The sequence below is a fragment of the Novosphingobium sp. KN65.2 genome (genome assembly GCF_001368935.1).
Lineage (GTDB): Bacteria > Pseudomonadota > Alphaproteobacteria > Sphingomonadales > Sphingomonadaceae > Novosphingobium > Novosphingobium mathurense.
In genome coordinates, this window is record NZ_CCBH010000175.1 from 21355 (window position 1) to 38092 (window position 16738).

Below are 16738 nucleotides of genomic sequence, written 5' to 3' on the forward strand. Positions count from 1 at the left end.
TCCCGAGCGACCGAGAATCACGCAGCGAGGCGAACCTGGTCGCGCCCGCCGTGCTTGGCTTCGTAGAGCGCCCGATCGGCCCGCTCCATCAGCTTGTTGGCATTCTCTATCGGATCGAGCTGCGCGACGCCGGAACTGATCGTGACCGGCACCGCTGAGTCCGGTGGCACTTCCATCGCCTGCGAATGGATCGCCACGCGCAATCTTTCGCAGACGGCCCCAGCTTCCTGTCCATCGGCATTGGGCAGAAGTATGCCGAATTCCTCCCCGCCGATCCGCCCGACAAGGTCGCAGGCGCGCACGGCGCCGACGGCCAGCTTCGCAACGCGGCGGATCACGTCGTCGCCGGCAGCATGGCCGTAGCTGTCGTTGATGCCCTTGAAATGGTCGATGTCGAAGATGGCGAGCGAAAATTCTGACTGGTTGCGGCGCGCGAAGGCGATCGACCGATTGAGAGCGGCGAGGAATTCGCGCCGGTTGGCAATGCCGGTCAGTTCGTCGGTCTGGGCGATATAGCGCAGCTCCTGCTGGTAGGTGCGTTCGCGCGCGATGGACCGGCGAAGCGCGATTACCGTCAGCGATGTCGTGAACAGCAGGCAGACACCGGCGGTGGTCATGACCAGAAGGTACATCAGCAGGATATTGTTGACCGACCGGGTCTTGGCGTTGACCGAGCCGAGCCGAGCCGCGCGCGTTCGCGCGTGACGATCCGCTGCACGTCCGCATTGATCCGGTTGATTGAGCGACGGGCGTGCCCGGTTCGCACGACATCGAGCATCTCCTTCTTCAACCCGGCGTTTTCGAAGACGATCACGGTGCGAAGGTCCATGAAATAGCTCTGCACCTCGTTCCCTAGCCGCTGGAGCTCCCGGGTGTTTTCCTCGTTACCGTCTATGTGACTGCGCAGGGCTGCCATGAGGCCGGGAAGCTCGCTCTCGCTTTCGAGCATGGGTTCGAGATAGCGCGGGTCGCCTGTCAGCAGGTAGCCGCGCTGCCCGCGCAGCGCTTCGAGCGCAGCCAGCCTGATCCGGTGGGCATCGCGCAACAGGGCAATCGTTTCGGAATTGAGCCGCGCCAGTTCCTGCTGCTGGACATTGGCCCGCCAGGCGATGAAGCTTGAGCCAATGAGGAGCGATCCGAGCAGCACCGTTGAAGCGATGAAAAGCCCGACGCGCGAGTACAGGTCATTGACCGTATTCAGAAAATTCCGGGATTTTGTCACGGTCTCCACTCGGTGGCGCAGGATACGAACTATTGGGAGATAGTTACTTTCGAGTAAATCAATGCCGGGGCGGGACGGACAGATGAACGTCACGGCAGGCGCCAAAGTCCGGTTGGATTGGCACGACCGGAAAGAGAGATTGACCTGAAGCGTTAGTCGCAAGACATTGTCAGGGCGATGAAATTCGGGAGGACGCCGGTGCTGCTCAGGTCTTGGATGCCATGCTCGCTCTGACGCGCCGCGGTTTGGCCGCAGTGGTCGCACTCTATTCCGGCGTGGCTGCCGCGGGCTGGATGCTCGGCTTGCCGGCGCTCACCAGTTTCGGGGTAGGGGCGGCGAAGACTTCGCTTGCGACCGCAGCCTGCGCGATCCTTGTGGTGATCGCCGTCATTGCAAAGGATCGGGATGAGCGGACAGGGTGGCGGATCGTCTGGATGGTCGCCTGCGCGCTGGTCGCGGCCATATCGTTGGTGGCCCTGGGGCAGTATGCCCTGGACCTGGGCGATGCCGGGTACCTCATGGGACCAGGCATGGGGCGCTTTTCTCCCGCGACGGCGGTAAGCTTCCTGCTTCTGTCCGGCGCCATCGCCGCTATCGGCGCACAGCGCTATTACCTTGGCGCCGGCCTGGCGATCGGTGCCCTGATGATCTCGGGCAGCGCGATCGTCGGCTATGCCTATGACGTTGCTGCGCTGACCCAGGTCCTTGGCTTTTCGGCCATGGCCTTTCCCACGGCGCTGGTCGTGACGCTGCTCGCCATGGCGATCCTGATGCTCGATCCGAAACGGGGCTGGCTGAGGCATGTCGCGACCGGCCCGCAGGCGCGCAGCGCTTTCCAGCTGATGATGCCGGTTGCGGTGATCGCGCCTTTCGTGATCGGCGGCGCGGCGAACTGGCTGGTCGGCGTTGGTCTTGTCGGAACCTCGTTCGGCTTTGCTGCCGTTGCCGTGATCATGATCATAACCCTTGGCGCCATGGTGGTCGTCACCAGTGCCCAGATCGGCCGTATCAACCGCACCGAGGCGCGCCTCGTCGCCATTGTCGAATCCTCGGACGATGCCATCATCGGCAAGGATCTGAATGGTATCATCACCAGCTGGAACAGGGGCGGTGAACGTCTCTTCGGTTATGGCGCGCGCGAGGCGATTGGTCGCCCGATGCAGATGCTGATCCCCGCGGATAGGGCCGAAGAAGAAACCGAGATACTCGCAAGGATCCATCGCAAGGAACATATCGATCACTTCGAGACCGTGCGCAGACGCAAGGATGGCAGCATGCTCGACGTATCGATCACGGTCTCGCCGATCCTGCTCGCATCCGGTACGGTTATCGGCGCCTCCTCGATCATCCGTGACATCAGTGCGCGCAAGCTCAAGGATCTCGAACTCCAGCGCAGCAATGCCGAGCTGGAGCAGTTCGCCTACGTCGCGTCACACGATCTGCAGGAACCGCTGCGCATGGTCGCGAACTACGTTGAACTGCTGAGCCAGCGCTATACCGGTCAGCTTGACGAGCGGGCGGACAAGTTCATCCATTATGCGTCGGACGGTGCAAGGCGGATGCAGCAGCTCGTCTCCGACCTGCTGGCCTATTCGCGCGTGGGATCGCAGGGCAAGCCTCCGGTTCCGGTAGAGACCAATGGCGTCGTGGACCGCGTGGTCCACACACTCCAGCGTCGGCTCGAAGAATGCGGCGGCATGGTCGAGTGGGACGACCTTCCCCGCGTGCGGGGCGATGAGGTGCAGCTTGCCCAGCTGTTCCAGAACCTGATCGGCAACGCGCTCAAGTTCCGCGGGGATGAACCGCCAAGGGTTCGCGTTCTATCCGAGGTGGAGGGCAGGATGGTTCGATTTGCCGTAAGCGACAACGGCATCGGCATGGAGATGCGCTTTGCGGACCGCATCTTCCAGATGTTCCAGCGCCTGCATGAGCGGTCGGCCTTTGAGGGTAGCGGGATCGGCCTCGCCATTTCCAAGCGAATCGTCGAGCGCCACGGCGGATCGATCCGGGTCGAATCGGAGCCGGGCAGGGGTACCACGTTCTTCTTCACGCTTCCCGCCGATCTTTAGGGCAAACGATTGCGTAATCCGGCCCTATCCAGCGCGGGAATGACCCGTTGCGTAAGGGGTGGGATGGTTAAATCCTTGTTACCTTGGTTCCGGGCAGCGGTGCTATACTTGATTGTACCTATCCGTTTGCTTTAGCTTGATTTCCGGCTGGCAAGTCATATCGTGCCGATTGAGCCTGTCGATGCGGAACGGTTCAGGCGCAAATCTCAGATTGAAGAGGCCAGGGCATGGGCAGTCAGGTGCGATTACTGATCGTTGAGGACAACGAAGCCGATGCCTTCCTGATCACCGAAACGCTGCAGCCCGGTCCGCTTGCCTGCGATCCGGTGGTCGTGAAGGACGGCGTCGAGGCCTGCGACTATCTCCATGCGCGCGCGCCCTATCAGGATGCCGCGCAGCCCGACCTCATCCTGCTCGACATGAACCTGCCCCGCCTCAATGGCCATGGCGTGCTGCGGGAAATCCGCCGGGACGAACGGTTGAAACGTATCCCGGTCGTGGTGCTGTCCTCATCGGATGCCCGGCCCGACGTTGAGGAAAGCTACGATCTGGGCGCCAATTGCTACGTCACCAAGCCGGTGGGGCTGCAGGAATTCCAGTCCCGGGTGAAGGAGATCGAAAACTTCTGGCTATCGGTCGCCCAGTTGCCGTGATGGCCTTGGTGGCAGGAGATCGGGATAACGGCCCCGGCGGCCACCATGTCGAGGACCTCGGTCCGATCCTGCTGGTGGAAGACAACCCCGGCGATGCCGATTACATCGAAGAAATTCTCTCCGACCAGCGATCGCAGTTGATCCACGCGACTTCGATCGCCAGGGCGACCGAGGCCCTGCGCGATGCGGCAGTCACTGCCGTCCTGCTCGACCTTGGCCTGCCCGATGGCAACGGCGTTGAATGCGTCCACGCCATCCGCAGTGTCGCCAGCGATGCGCCGATTGTCGTTCTGACCGGCCTGGACGAGGAAAGCCTGGCGCTCCAATGCCTGGAGGCCGGTGCGCAGGACTACATTCCCAAGTCCGATCTCAAGGGCACGGCATTGGCGCGGGCCATTCGCTATGCCGTGGCCCGAACGCGTGAAGCTTCGGAGCGCCAGCGGGCAGAGCAGTTGCACGCGCTGCTGGCGGGTATCGTCGAAGCATCCGGCGATGCGGTGTTCAGCGGCGGGCCGGACGGGACGATCACGAGCTGGAACCCCGCCGCGGAACGCATCTTCGGATATGCCTCGGCAGAGGCCGTCGGCACGCGGGCGCACGATCTGCTGCGCGCCGTCGATGTCGAGAGCGCGGTCGAGCAACGCGGCATTCTGGCCGGTGCCCTACAGGGCGCCAGTGCGGGCGAGCACGAGATTACCCTGCTGGCACGAGACGGTCGGCAGATGACGCTTTCAGTGGTCGCCTTCGGCCTCCCGGATGCGCAGGGGACCATCCAGCAGTTCGGCGCGATCTGCCGGGACGTGACCGAGAAGCGCAAGCAGGAAGCGCAGATGCGCGCCCAGTTCGAAATGCTCAAGATCCGCGACCGGCAGATGCGGCAGCTTACGGCGCGCCTCAACACCGTGCGCGAGGAAGAGCAGAAACGCATTGCCCGAGAGGTTCACGATGAACTGGGGCAATTGCTCACGGCGCTGAAGATGGACGTCTGGTGGATGAACCGCAAGCTCGACGCGGACTCGCCGCTGGCGGACATCCTGGTCCCCAAGCTCAACGATGCCAGTGAGTTGATCGACGCCACGATCGAGACGGTCCGGCGCATCGCCGCGGAATTGCGGCCCAGCGCGCTGGACGTCCTGGGCCTTGCTGCGGCCATGGAGGATGAGGCGCGCCGTTTCGAATTGCGCAATGGCCTGACCGCCGAATGTCGGATCGACGAGAGCGACCTGCCGCCGCCGGAAATCGCCACGGCCTTCTTCCGGGTCCTGCAGGAAATGCTCACCAATATCATCCGGCACGCGCAGGCGAGCCATGTCCGCATCGAATTCGAGGCGACCGACGACGAATGGCGATTGACGGTGACGGACGACGGCAAGGGCTTCGCCGAGATCCCCAGGGAAGGAACTTCGCTCGGCCTTCTGGGCATGCGCGAGAGGGTTGAGCTGTTCGGCGGCTCCATACGGATCGTCCCGAATGCTCCGAGCGGGGCGCAAGTCAGCGCCAGGGTGCCCAAATGACGGACATGGCGATCGGCAAGATCCTCGTTGCGGACGATCACGCCATTACGCGGCGCGGGTTGCTGTCCATGGTGCGCGAGATTTTCGGCGAAGTGGAAGTGGCCGAAGCAGGGGATTCGCAGGCTGTCGTCGAAAATGTCTCGCAAGGCGACTGGGGGCTCATCCTGCTCGACATGATGATGCCGGGCGGCATGGACATCCTTGAAGTGCTCGGCCGCATCCGGGACGTCAACGCCGGGGTTCCGATCCTCGTTATCACCGCCGAGGGAGAGGTTTCCTTCGCGGTGCGTTCGATCAAGGCCGGCGCGAACGGCCTGATCAACAAGCACTTGCCGCCCGATGAACTTGTCCGGGCGATCGAGATGGTGGCGCAAGGCGGCACGTACCTGCACGCAGACGTTGCTGCCGCCATAGCCCGTGGCATCCGCGAAGACAGCGAGCCACTGCCGCACGAAAGACTCTCCGAACGTGAACTGGAAATCCTGAAGGGGCTGGCAATGGGCCGCGCCGTGAAGGAAGTCGCGGCAGACCTTGCAATCAGCGACAAGACGGTCGCCACCTACATCGCCCGGATCCGGCAAAAGACGGGCCTTGCCAATGCCGTGGAAATGGCGCGCTACGCCATGCAGCACGACCTGGTGAACTAGCGCGGTGAGCGCGCCGACGACGCGGTTCGCTTCCCGGTCGCCCTGAATATGCCGATGCCCGTGTAGTCAATTTTCTGACACCGGCTGCCGAACGTTCCGACAAGACCCCTTGGCGCAAATCGCTATTCTGGGCCCATGGTCACCGAGGCAATTTACGGGGGGCAGTGTGGAGGCCTTGTCAAAAGCCAGGGGGGCGTTGGCAAGGCACAGGCGCGGGCCAGCATGGGGGGGGCCCGCATGGGGAAGCGACGCTGCGTGCTGATTGCAGACGATGCACGCAGCGTCGCTGTCCGGCTGGCGGATCTCGTGGGGGAAACGGGACAGTTCGAGATCGTCGGTCCGGTTTACGATGGGTTGGAGGCAAAGAGGAGCTTCGAAGCGAAGCGGCCGGACGCGGTCATCCTCGATTTCGCCATGCCGCTTCTTTCGGGGTTGGAAGTGGTACAGGCGATCCGCAAGGTCAGCAGCACCTGTTTCATCATCGTGCTGACGAACCAGTCGGATGCTTCGGTCAGGCAGCGCTGCCTGGCTGCGGGGGCCGATCAGTACCTTCACAAGTCGCGCGATTTCGAAGCGGTGCCCGGCATTCTCGCCGCCCACTTCGAGCGCATCCCCTGAGGCGCAAGCATCGGGGGGACATCTGAGCGGGGGCCGGCGCTGGGGGGTGTCCGGCCCCGCTCAAACCGAAAAGGGTTTTCGCAAGCAAAGAGCCTTTCGGGTCGCACCAACCGCATAATGCGGACAAAATACAAGATTAGCGCCTGTATGGCCTCTCGGCATTGCCGGGAGGCCACGTTTTCATGGCGAGGGACCTTCCGGTGCCGCGAAACGGACTATCGGATCGCCCGGCGACCAGGGCTTGGGCCGCAGCATGATCGCCTTGAACAGATGGCTCTCGAGATGGCTCTCGAGCCATGACTTGAGGTGTGGCAGCGGCTGGCTGTCGAACCATGCCCGGTCGACCGCGGCAAACTGGCGTACGAACGGCATGATCGCCATGTCGGTCAGTCCACGCTGCACTCCGCACAACTGACCTTGCCCCGCCAGGCGCGCGTCCAGATCGCGCAGTACCGCAAGGCCGGCCTCGCGGTGGGCAAGGGCATCGGAGCCATGGCGCTCGGGATACTTGAAGCGGTCGAGGTCGTGCTTGAACGGTCCGTCGTTGCGGGCGATCAGGTCTGCGTCGTCACGCTCCAGCCAGCCTTCGGGATCGTTGCGCTGCAACGAACGACGCATGATGTCGATGCTCTCGTCGATGACTTCGCCTTCGGCGGTGACGAGCACGGGCACCGTTCCCTTCGGGGAAGCGGCCAGCATCGCCTCGGGCTTGGCCGACAGCTTCACCTCGCGCAGCTCGCACGCGGTGCCGCTCATCATCAGCGCCAGCCTTGCGCGCATTGCGTAAGGGCAGCGGCGAAAGCTGTAGAGGACTGGATCAGGCGTTGCGGTCATCGCGCTGTTCGGGCCGGACGGGATCGAAATGGGCGCCGACATGGGCCTCGCCCCGGGCCGCGGCCAGGGCCTCCTGGCGGTGCCGTTCGCGATAGGATTCGCGCTGCTCCTCGGTGCGCTCGCCATGGCACGCCGGGCAACTCACGCCCGCCTCGTAGAGTGGCGAAGCAGCATCTTCCCTGCTCACCGGACGGCGGCAGGCATGGCATAGCGAGTAAGAGCCCTCGACCAGCCCGTGGCCGATCGTAACCCGCTGGTCGAACACAAAGCATTCGCCACGCCAGAGGCTTTCCTCTTCGGGTACCGTCTCGAGGTATTTCAGGATGCCGCCCTTGAGGTGGAAGACGTCCTCGATGCCTTCCTGTTTCAGGAAAGCCGTCGACTTCTCGCAGCGAATGCCGCCGGTGCAGAACATCGCGACCTTGGGCGGCTTGCCGGCGCCCAGCAGGCGTTCGCGTTCCTGTCGGAACCACTCGGGAAAGTCGCGGAAGCTTGGCGTCCGGGGATCGATCGCGCCTTCGAAGGTGCCCACGGCCACTTCGTAGTCGTTGCGGGTATCGATCACGATGGTGTCGGGATCGGAAATCAGTGCGTTCCAGTCTTGCGCTTCGACATAAGTGCCGACGCTGGCGCGCGGATCGATGTCCGGCTGGCCCATCGTCACGATCTCGCGCTTGAGGCGCACTTTCATGCGGTGGAAGGGCATGACCGAAGCGCTCGACAGCTTCACGTCGAGATCCGCGCAGTCGGGCAGGGCGCGAATGTGCGCCAGCACGGTGTCGATACCTTCCGGCGTTCCCGCGATGGTCCCGTTGATGCCCTCGGCGGCCAGCAGCAGCGTGCCGCGGATACCCTGTTCCCGGCAAAGCCGATCGAGCGGCTCGCGCAGGCTGGCGAAGTCCTCGAAGCGGGCGAAGCGATAGAGCGCAGCTACGCGCAGCGGCGCGTCGATGTCATGGCAGTGTGTGTCCATGGCCGAGCCCCATAGCGCCATGCAGCGGCCGCGTCAGCAGGCGAGCGCGAGATCGTGCTTCGCCCACGGGACAGGCAGCGGAAAGCATACGTCTGCCGCCGCATCCGACGAACAGACATGCCGCAGCCATTCCATGTGAAATGGCTGCGTCAATATCCTGATTTTAGGATGAAATGGTCGGGGAGAGAGGATTCGAACCTCCGGCCCCTGCCTCCCGAAGACAGTGCTCTACCAGGCTGAGCTACTCCCCGACCGATCGAGCCACTTTGAAAGCGGCCCGAGGCAGGAGCGCGCCTATAGAGAGCGATTCCGGGGCTGGCAAGGGGCCAAAGTGACTTTATGCGGCTTGAAGGAGTTTTGCACAGGAACCGTCCTGCTTCCCGGCATTCTTTTGGCCGGAAACTCGGAAATGGGCGACGGTGCGGGTCATGCCTTCGGCTTCGCTCGAAAGGTGGCGGGCGGCTGCCGTGCCTTCCTCGACCATGGCCGCATTTTCCTGCGTCGCTGAATCGAGGCGGGCGATGCGTTCGTTGATGCGGCCGATTTCCACCGCCTGTTCCTGCGATACACTGGCTATGCGGGCAATCGCCTCGTCGATCTCGGCAATGCCAGAGACGATCGTCATCAGCGATTCGCCCGACTGGCCGACGAGTTTCACGCCCTCGGAGACCTGCACCGAGGACGTGCCGATCAGGTCCTTGATCTGGTTGGCGGCTTCCGCGGAGCGCTGCGCCAGGGCGCGCACTTCGTTGGCGACCACCGCAAAGCCCTTGCCCGCCTCGCCCGCACGCGCCGCTTCGACGCCGGCATTGAGGGCGAGCAGGTTGGTCTGGAAGGCGATGCCGTCGATCAGGGTGATGATCTGGTGGATCTCGTCCGCGGATCGTTCGATCTCGCCCATGGCGCCCACGGCGCTTGCGACGACGGAGTTACCGGAGAGCGCATCGCTGCGCGCCCGCGCGACATTGGCCTGCAGATTCTGTGCGCTCTTGGCATTGGCCTGCACGGTCGTGCTGAGCTGGCGCAGGGTATTGGCAATGTCTTCCAGCGTCGCTGCCTGCTGCTCGGTGCGCAGCGCAAGGTCGTCGCTGGCGCTGCGAATTTCGCGCGAACCCGATTCGATCTGCCCGGCCGAGCGGGTGACGTCGCGCACGATGTCGTCGAGATCGCTGGCGGCCGAATTGAAGTATCCGCGCAGTTCCTCATAGCCTTCGGGGAAGGCGTCGGAAAGGCGCAGCGAGAGGTCGCCCGAGGCAAGGCCGCGCAGACCCCGGCCGATCTGGTCGATCACCTGTTTCTGGTCCTCTGCCGCCCGGGTGCGTTCGATCTGGGCGGTCTTCTCGGCATTCGCGCGCGCTTCGTGCGCTGCCGCCTGATCGATGACCAGCCGCTCGAACCCGCCGGAGAGCACGACGAGAACGCCGGTTTCCAGAACGACGATGACGGCATGGAGCAGCACGCGGGCAAAGTCCGCGCCGTCGGGGAAGACGAGCGAAGGAGCCGCGAAATTGGTGGTGAGGTGATGGACCGCGGTCACGCCGGCAGCGAGCAGCACCGGGCGCCAGTCGGCGAGCAGGGTGAGCATGGCGATGGCGGCGAAGAAGGTCATGTGGATGTCGAGCATCCAGCTCTCACCGCTCCATTGCCACAACATGATGGCCGGGTAGAGCGGAATGGCCAGGCCAAGGGCAAGCCGGGCCTGCAGTCCGCTGTTGCGGCCCAGGACCTGGAGCGTGGGCACGATGGTGACCGCAGACGCCAGCAGGGCTGGGGCCGGACCCGAGCCCGAGGCCCAGGCGCAGCCTGCGATGATGGCAACGCAGAGCCAGGAAATGGCAAGGAGAATCTGGGCGCCCTTGCGGCGCATTTCGTCGAGTTCGTTCATGACCGGTTATGTCTTCTTTGATGGATCGGGCGAACCGCACAGGAATTCCGGAACCGAGATCAGCAGGGCGCCTTGCCGCAAGGCTTCCATGGCATGATGGCCTTGCGGGATGCGCAGAATGAAAGCGCCCTCGTATGGGCCTCTTGCAACCACTTCTGCGCCGCGTTCGCGCGACCAGGCGACGGTACGGGCTGCTCCGCTTCCGTCGAACGGAAGATAGATCGCAGCGCCGCCTTCGGAAGGAGACAGCGCGACGATCAACACGAGGCCGGCGACGATCCCTTGCAGGGCAAGCGGACCGGGCAGGCACCGTGAAAGCAGCGATCTGAGCGATTGAGCCATGCAATCGTTTTGCACCCGATGGTCCTGCGGTGACGGAAAGCCGAGCCTACGGGCAAGCCCGGAGGAAAGGGGCTTCATCACGGTAATGCATGGGTCGCGCCCGTACTGACTCGCGTGGGCGGGGAAATCGCGCGGAACGGCTCTTTTCGCTGCGTGCAGGCAGGTCTAGGCTGCGCGCATGAACGCGCCATCGACACTGCTTCAATCCGAATCGTCCGCCACAGGCCGCGCGCCTCACTGGGAGTGGCAATATCTCGATCTCATGCGCCGGATCTGGGAACATGGCGATGAGAGGGTGGATCGCACCGGTGTCGGAACCCGCTCGATCTTCGGCGCAACGATTCGCTTCGATCTTTCAGGCGGGGCCATGCCGCTGCTGACGACCAAACGGGTCTACTGGAAGACGGCGACGCGCGAATTGCTCTGGTTCCTGACCGGCGACACCAATATCCGCTCGCTGTGCGCGCAGGGCGTGCAGATCTGGACCGACTGGCCGCTCGATCGCTATCGGCGCGAGACCGGCCACGACATTTCGCGCGTGGACTTTTCAGACCGGATCGTCGCCGATGCTGCCTTTGCCGAGCAGTGGGGCGATCTTGGACCGGTCTACGGCAAGCAGTGGGTGGACTGGCCGGTCTATGAAGATGCCGGGAACGGTCTGTTCCGTCTGCGCGAGCAGGGCGTGAACCAGGTCGCGCAGGTGATCGAATCCCTGCAGACGAATCCGGGTAGCCGTCGCCACATCATCGAAGGCTGGAACGTCGCCGAGCTTGACGCAATGGCGCTGCCGCCGTGCCACAAGACCTACCAGTTCCACATCGCGGATGGCCGCCTATCGTGCTTGCTGTACCAACGCAGCTGCGACCTGGGGCTGGGTTTCGCCTTCAACATGTGGTCGCTTGCGCTGTTGACCCGCATGTTCGCGCAGCAATGCAACCTGGAGCCGGGTGAAGTCGTTTGGACAGGGGGTGATGTCCATCTTTACCTCAACCACGGTGCGCTGGTGGAAGAGCAGATTTCCCGCGAGCCCGAAGGGCAGGCGACGCTAGAGATCCTGAGGCGTCCGGACAGTGTCTTCGACTATCGTATCGAGGACTTCGAAGTGCGCGGATATGCACCCCAGTCGCATATCTCCGCACCGGTTGCGGTCTGATTGACATTGCTGAGGTTTGAAATATTATGACTTAACCGTAGAATTTTGATGCACGCCGATTCTCCCGGTGTGTGGAGTTCTCACGGGCCGAAACTGGCGGGAGAGAACGAAGATGGGCGAAAGTCCGGTCAGGTCTGGAAAGCCGCGCGGCAACTTGCCGCCGCTTGAACTCTATGTGCCCGAGCCGAAGTACCGGCCGGGCGACAAGGTCGATTACTCGCACCTCGAAATTCCCGAGGCAGGCAAGCTGGCGCGGCCCGACGAGGCTTGCGAGGCCAGCGAGACCTGGCCTCTCACCACCGACATGATCCGCGTCCTGGGCGACGACGACAAGGCAGTCGGTCCCTGGAACCCCAATCTCGATCCGGAATCGTTGCGCCGCATGTTGCGCAACATGGCGCTGACCCGCGCCTTCGACGATCGCATGTATCGTGGCCAGCGGCAGGGCAAGACCAGCTTCTACATGAAGTGCACCGGCGAGGAGGCGATCTCGGTCGCGTGCGCCCTGGCGCTTGCGGGCGATGACATGGTCTTCCCCAGCTATCGCCAGCAGGGCATCCTGATTTCGCGCGGCTACCCGCTGGTCGACATGATCAACCAGATCTACTCGAATCGCGCGGACCGGCTGAAGGGGCGCCAGTTGCCGATCATGTACTCGGCGCGCGACTATGGCTTCTTTACGATCTCGGGCAATCTCGCCACGCAGTTCCCGCAGGCGGTGGGCTGGGCGATGGCGAGCGCGATCAAGGGCGATACGCGCATCGCGACCAGCTTCATCGGTGAGGGTTCCAGCGCCGAGGGCGATTTCCACGCGGCCATGACTTTCGCTGCCGTTTACAACGCGCCGGTCGTCCTCAACGTAGTCAACAACCAGTGGGCGATCTCCAGCTTCTCCGGTTTTGCCGGGGCGGAGCGTACGACCTTTGCCGCTCGCGCCGCGGGCTACGGCATTGCCGGTTTGCGGGTCGATGGCAATGACGCGCTGGCAGTCTATGCGGCGATGGAATGGGCGGCAAACCGCGCCCGCGCCAACATGGGCCCGACGCTTATCGAGCATTTCACCTATCGCGCCGAGGGGCATTCGACCTCGGACGATCCCAGTGCCTACCGTTCGGCGCACGAACGCGAGGAATGGCCGCTGGGCGATCCGATCATGCGGCTCAGGAATCACCTGATCGCAATCGGTGAATGGTCGGAAGAGCAGCACGCCGACATGGACCGCGAACTGGCGGAAGACGTGAAGGCGGCGACCAAGGAGGCCGAAAAGAACGGCATCCTCGGCCATGGACTGCACCACCCGTTTCACACCATGTTCGAAGATGTCTTCGAGGAACTTCCCTGGCATCTGGAGGAACAGGCCGAGCAGGCCATTCGCGAACGCCAGACGAAGTGGCCCGAGTGGAAGGAGTAAGGGCGATGCTCGAAGAAGATGCAGTAAGCCTCCACGATGCCCCGACGCGCTCGCTCAACATGATCGAGGCGATCAACGAGGCGCTCGACGTCATGATGGCGCGCGACCCCGACGTCGTGATCTTGGGCGAGGACGTGGGCTATTTCGGCGGCGTGTTTCGCGCCACTGCGGGCCTGCAGGGCAAGTACGGCAAGAACCGCGTGTTCGATTCGCCGATTAACGAATGCGGCATCATCGGTGCCGCAGTGGGCATGGCCGCCTATGGCCTGCGCCCGGTGCCCGAGATCCAGTTCGCCGACTACATCTATCCCGGTCTCGATCAGCTCGTGTCCGAAGCGGCGCGTCTGCGCTACCGCTCGGCAGGGGAGTTCGTGGCGCCGATCACCGTGCGTTCTCCTTTCGGTGGCGGCATCTTCGGCGGCCAGACCCACAGCCAGAGTCCGGAAGCCCTGTTCACCCACGTTGCAGGACTCAAGACGGTGATCCCGTCGACCCCGCACGATGCCAAGGGCCTGCTGATCGCCGCGATCGAGGACAACGACCCGGTCATCTTCTTCGAGCCCAAGCGGATCTATAACGGCCCCTTCGATGGCTATTACGACAATCCGTCGAAGAGCTGGAAGAACCACGCCGGCGGCAAGGTGCCGGAAGGCTACTATTCCATCCCGCTTGGCAAGGCCCGGGTGGTTCGCGAAGGCGCGGCGATGACTGTGCTGGCCTATGGCACGATGATCCACGTGGTCGAGGCGGTCCTCGCCGAAAAGGGCGTCGATGCCGAGATCATCGACCTGCGCACGCTCGTTCCGCTAGACATCGAGACTGTGCAAAAGTCGGTGGAAAAGACCGGCAAATGTCTGATCGTTCACGAGGCGACGCGCACCTCGGGTTTCGGTGCCGAGCTTTCCGCGCTCGTCCAGGAACGCTGCTTCTACCATCTCGAGGCGCCGATCGAGCGTGTGACAGGGTTCGATACGCCGTATCCGCACAGCCTCGAGTGGGCCTATTTCCCGGGTCCCGTCCGCATCGGCGAGGCGGTCGACCGGCTCATGAAGGATTGATCCGATGGGTCGCTATACATTCCGCCTGCCCGACATCGGGGAAGGAATTGCCGAAGCCGAGATCGTCGCCTGGCACGTGAAAGTCGGCGACATGGTCGAAGAAGACGGCCGCGTTGCGGACATGATGACCGACAAGGCGACGGTCGAGATGGAGAGCCCGGTTTCGGGCAAGGTGATCGAAGTCGCCGGGGCAGAGGGTGACGTCATCGCCATCGGCTCGCCGCTGGTGGTGATCGAAGTCGAAGGCGAGGGCAATGAACGCGACGGCAAGGGTGGGCGCCCCGCCGCTGCACCCGCGCAAGTGGCGGAGGAAGCGTCCCCGCCGCCGGTTCCCGAACCGGCTTCCGCGCCCACGCCTGCACCAGAACCGGCTCCCGCTCCCATTGCCGAAAAGAGTCCGGCGCGCGAGCCTGCACCTGCGCCAACTCCGACACCGGTCCCCGTGGCGGCACGCACGCACAGCCACGCACGCGTCATGGCGAGCCCTGCGGTGCGCAAGCGTGCCGCAGACCTCGGCATCGATTTGGGAGAGGTTCGCCCGGCCGAGGATGGCCGCATCCGCCATTCCGACCTTGATGCCTTCCTCTCGTACAACGCTGCAGGTGGCTTCCAGCCAGCCGGTCTCAAGGGCAGGGACGAGCAGGTCCGCGTCATCGGCCTGAGGCGCCGCATTGCCGAGAACATGGCGGCATCCAAGCGCCAGATTCCGCATTTCGCCTATGTCGAGGAATTCGACGTGACGGCGCTGGAGGAAACCCGCGCGCAGCTCAACGAAGGGCGTGGGGATCGTCCGAAGCTGACGATGCTGCCGTTCCTGATCGCAGCGATCTGCAAGCTGATCCCCAAGTACCCGATGCTCAACGCCCATTACGACGACGAGGCGGGCGTGGTGACGCGTTACGGTTCGGTCCATCTGGGCATGGCGGCGCAGACCCCGGCGGGCCTGATGGTCCCGGTGATCCGCGATGCGCAGGACCGCAACCTGTGGCAGCTGGCGAGCGAGATTTCGCGCCTCGCACAGGCTGCGCGCGACGGTTCGGCCAAGTCTTCTGAGCTGTCCGGCTCGACGATCACCATCACTTCGCTCGGCCCGATGGGTGGGGTGGCGACGACGCCGGTCATCAATCGTCCCGAAGTGGCGATCATTGGCCCCAACCGCATCGTCGAGCGCCCGATGTTCGTGCGCGATGCCGGCGGTGTGGAGCGGATCGAGAAGCGCAAGACGATGAATATTTCGATGAGCTGCGACCACCGCGTGGTCGACGGCTGGGATGCCGCCAGCTTCGCGCAGGATCTCAAGAAGCTGATCGAGGCACCGGCGCTGATCCTCGCCGGCTAGGAACGGACGGGAAGGGCGGCTTGCACCAGAGTGCGGGCCGCCGTCCCGCTTTCACCGAAAATCGGGCGTCAGCGCACGATGGCGCTGTAGGCGAGCTGGCCGCGGCCGTGCGCAGCGCGGCCTGCCGGAATGCGCCAGCGCACATGGGTGACGTCCTCAGCGGTCGCCATTCGCCCGCCCTTGCGCAGTGCGCCGAGGTGGCCCCAGGTGCGGCCGCCGTCCACCGACACTTCCTGTCCTTCGTTCGCGCTCGCTTCGTATGCGAGTTTCGCGGGCATCGGGTTGGTGATGACGAAGCCTCCGTTGCCGCCCATGCGGTACCAGGTGACGACGGTCACGACCTTGTCGCCGCGCGATAGGCGCGCGGCCGGCTCGAGGCGGCTGCTCGAATCTGCCATGACTTTCTCGACGAAGACGGCGCTGTCGGTGGCGACGGAGACCGGCGCTGCCGGTTGGGCCAGGGCCGGCGCACACAGCGCCTGCGTCATGGCGGCGAGAGGGATAAACTGGCTTTTCATAGGATATGGACAGCCCCGCTGGCCTGTTGGCGATGCAGGGGAGATTGACGGCCAATTCGCCAAAATATGGTTAACACGGACTTGATCGCGACGGCCTTGCGCGAGCCTGTCAGGGCAGGGCGTGCAAAAAATCCACTTACCCTCTCAAGGCAGTTGACAGCCCGGTGAGCCTGTCTTAGTGGCGCGGCTCCCAAGCGGACGCACCGCACGAGAACGCGGGTGTAGCTCAGTTGGTTAGAGTGCCGGCCTGTCACGCCGGAGGTCGCGGGTTCGAGCCCCGTCACTCGCGCCACTTGGGAAAAACCTGTGAAAACAGGGGATATAGAAAGAACTCAGGTGCAGTTCTTTTCACTGATGAGCGGGTGTAGCTCAGTTGGTTAGAGTGCCGGCCTGTCACGCCGGAGGTCGCGGGTTCGAGCCCCGTCACTCGCGCCATTTCAGGAACGTCCTGAGGTGGATCATCAGAAGAAAAGGCCGGGCTTGTCCCGGCCTTTTTCTTTTT

At 63.7% G+C, this 16738-nt stretch carries 16 protein-coding genes and 3 tRNA genes; 11 read left to right on the forward strand and 8 right to left on the reverse strand.

The features are described from left to right. Nucleotides 1-17: 17 nt before the first annotated feature. A complete protein-coding gene (locus tag SPHV1_RS17695; protein ID WP_054947358.1) occupies nt 18-632 on the reverse strand; it encodes a GGDEF domain-containing protein in 615 nt (204 codons plus the stop codon). Further along, nucleotides 632-1222, reverse strand: a complete 591-nt coding sequence (locus SPHV1_RS17700; RefSeq protein ID WP_197277743.1) for a CHASE3 domain-containing protein — start codon at nt 1220-1222, stop codon at nt 632-634. Before SPHV1_RS17700 ends, SPHV1_RS17695 begins: the two co-directional genes overlap by 1 nt. A gap of 221 nt (nt 1223-1443) precedes the next feature. On the opposite strand from SPHV1_RS17700, the gene SPHV1_RS17705 reads away from it, so the two are divergent. The 5 genes from SPHV1_RS17705 (at nt 1444) to SPHV1_RS17725 (ending at nt 6723) form a co-directional block, all read left to right on the forward strand. After that, nucleotides 1444-3291: a PAS domain-containing sensor histidine kinase gene (locus SPHV1_RS17705; protein ID WP_156367381.1), complete on the forward strand. Its 1848-nt coding sequence runs from the start codon at nt 1444-1446 to the stop codon at nt 3289-3291. Between the two features lie 227 nt (nt 3292-3518). Next, nucleotides 3519-3944: a response regulator gene (locus SPHV1_RS17710; protein WP_054947361.1), complete on the forward strand. Its 426-nt coding sequence runs from the start codon at nt 3519-3521 to the stop codon at nt 3942-3944. Next, nucleotides 3944-5458 carry a response regulator gene (locus tag SPHV1_RS17715; protein ID WP_054947362.1) on the forward strand — a complete coding sequence of 505 codons (1515 nt, stop codon included), beginning with the start codon at nt 3944-3946 and terminating at the stop codon, nt 5456-5458. The genes SPHV1_RS17710 and SPHV1_RS17715 overlap by 1 nt, the downstream gene beginning before the upstream one ends. Beyond that, nucleotides 5455-6105 (forward strand): response regulator transcription factor, encoded by a 651-nt coding sequence (locus tag SPHV1_RS17720; protein ID WP_231634727.1) that lies wholly within the window; start codon nt 5455-5457, stop codon nt 6103-6105. Before SPHV1_RS17715 ends, SPHV1_RS17720 begins: the two co-directional genes overlap by 4 nt. A 255-nt stretch (nt 6106-6360) precedes the next feature. After that, nucleotides 6361-6723, forward strand: a complete 363-nt coding sequence (locus SPHV1_RS17725) for a response regulator transcription factor (protein ID WP_231634728.1) — start codon at nt 6361-6363, stop codon at nt 6721-6723. 180 nt (nt 6724-6903) lie between these two features. Here SPHV1_RS17725 and SPHV1_RS17730 read toward each other — a convergent pair whose 3' ends face one another. The 5 genes from SPHV1_RS17730 to SPHV1_RS17750 all read right to left on the reverse strand — a co-directional run bounded on the left by SPHV1_RS17730 (nt 6904) and on the right by SPHV1_RS17750 (nt 10757). Then, on the reverse strand, nt 6904-7557 hold the full coding sequence (locus SPHV1_RS17730) for a glutathione S-transferase (RefSeq protein WP_054947364.1): 654 nt from the start codon (nt 7555-7557) through the stop codon (nt 6904-6906). Then, complete coding sequence (locus SPHV1_RS17735; RefSeq protein ID WP_054947394.1) at nt 7541-8530, reverse strand: rhodanese-related sulfurtransferase; 990 nt, start codon at nt 8528-8530, stop codon at nt 7541-7543. Before SPHV1_RS17735 ends, SPHV1_RS17730 begins: the two co-directional genes overlap by 17 nt. A 174-nt stretch (nt 8531-8704) precedes the next feature. Further along, nucleotides 8705-8781 (reverse strand) — tRNA-Pro (locus tag SPHV1_RS17740). A gap of 86 nt (nt 8782-8867) precedes the next feature. After that, entirely contained in the window at nt 8868-10415 is a 1548-nt protein-coding gene (locus tag SPHV1_RS17745) for a methyl-accepting chemotaxis protein (RefSeq protein WP_054947365.1), read from the reverse strand. 6 nt (nt 10416-10421) lie between these two features. Then, entirely contained in the window at nt 10422-10757 is a 336-nt protein-coding gene (locus tag SPHV1_RS17750) for a hypothetical protein (protein WP_054947366.1), read from the reverse strand. A gap of 178 nt (nt 10758-10935) precedes the next feature. Between SPHV1_RS17750 and thyA the strand changes: the two genes are divergently transcribed. From thyA to SPHV1_RS17770, 4 genes are all read left to right on the forward strand, one after another. Further along, on the forward strand, nt 10936-11910 hold the full coding sequence (gene thyA, locus SPHV1_RS17755) for a thymidylate synthase (protein WP_054947367.1): 975 nt from the start codon (nt 10936-10938) through the stop codon (nt 11908-11910). A gap of 112 nt (nt 11911-12022) precedes the next feature. Continuing rightward, complete coding sequence (locus SPHV1_RS17760) at nt 12023-13321, forward strand: 3-methyl-2-oxobutanoate dehydrogenase (2-methylpropanoyl-transferring) subunit alpha (RefSeq protein ID WP_054947368.1); 1299 nt, start codon at nt 12023-12025, stop codon at nt 13319-13321. Nucleotides 13322-13326: 5 nt separating this feature from the next. Next, on the forward strand, nt 13327-14379 hold the full coding sequence (locus SPHV1_RS17765; RefSeq protein WP_054947369.1) for an alpha-ketoacid dehydrogenase subunit beta: 1053 nt from the start codon (nt 13327-13329) through the stop codon (nt 14377-14379). Between the two features lie 4 nt (nt 14380-14383). Continuing rightward, a complete protein-coding gene (locus SPHV1_RS17770; protein WP_054947370.1) occupies nt 14384-15718 on the forward strand; it encodes a dihydrolipoamide acetyltransferase family protein in 1335 nt (444 codons plus the stop codon). A 68-nt stretch (nt 15719-15786) separates the two neighbouring features. Here the strand turns inward: SPHV1_RS17770 and SPHV1_RS17775 are convergent, their stop codons facing one another. Continuing rightward, entirely contained in the window at nt 15787-16236 is a 450-nt protein-coding gene (locus SPHV1_RS17775) for a hypothetical protein (RefSeq protein ID WP_054947371.1), read from the reverse strand. A gap of 215 nt (nt 16237-16451) precedes the next feature. On the opposite strand from SPHV1_RS17775, the gene SPHV1_RS17780 reads away from it, so the two are divergent. Both SPHV1_RS17780 and SPHV1_RS17785 read left to right on the forward strand, forming a co-directional pair. Next, nucleotides 16452-16528 (forward strand) — tRNA-Asp (locus SPHV1_RS17780). 66 nt (nt 16529-16594) lie between these two features. Further along, nucleotides 16595-16671: transfer RNA gene (locus SPHV1_RS17785), tRNA-Asp, on the forward strand. Nucleotides 16672-16738: the final 67 nt, after the last annotated feature.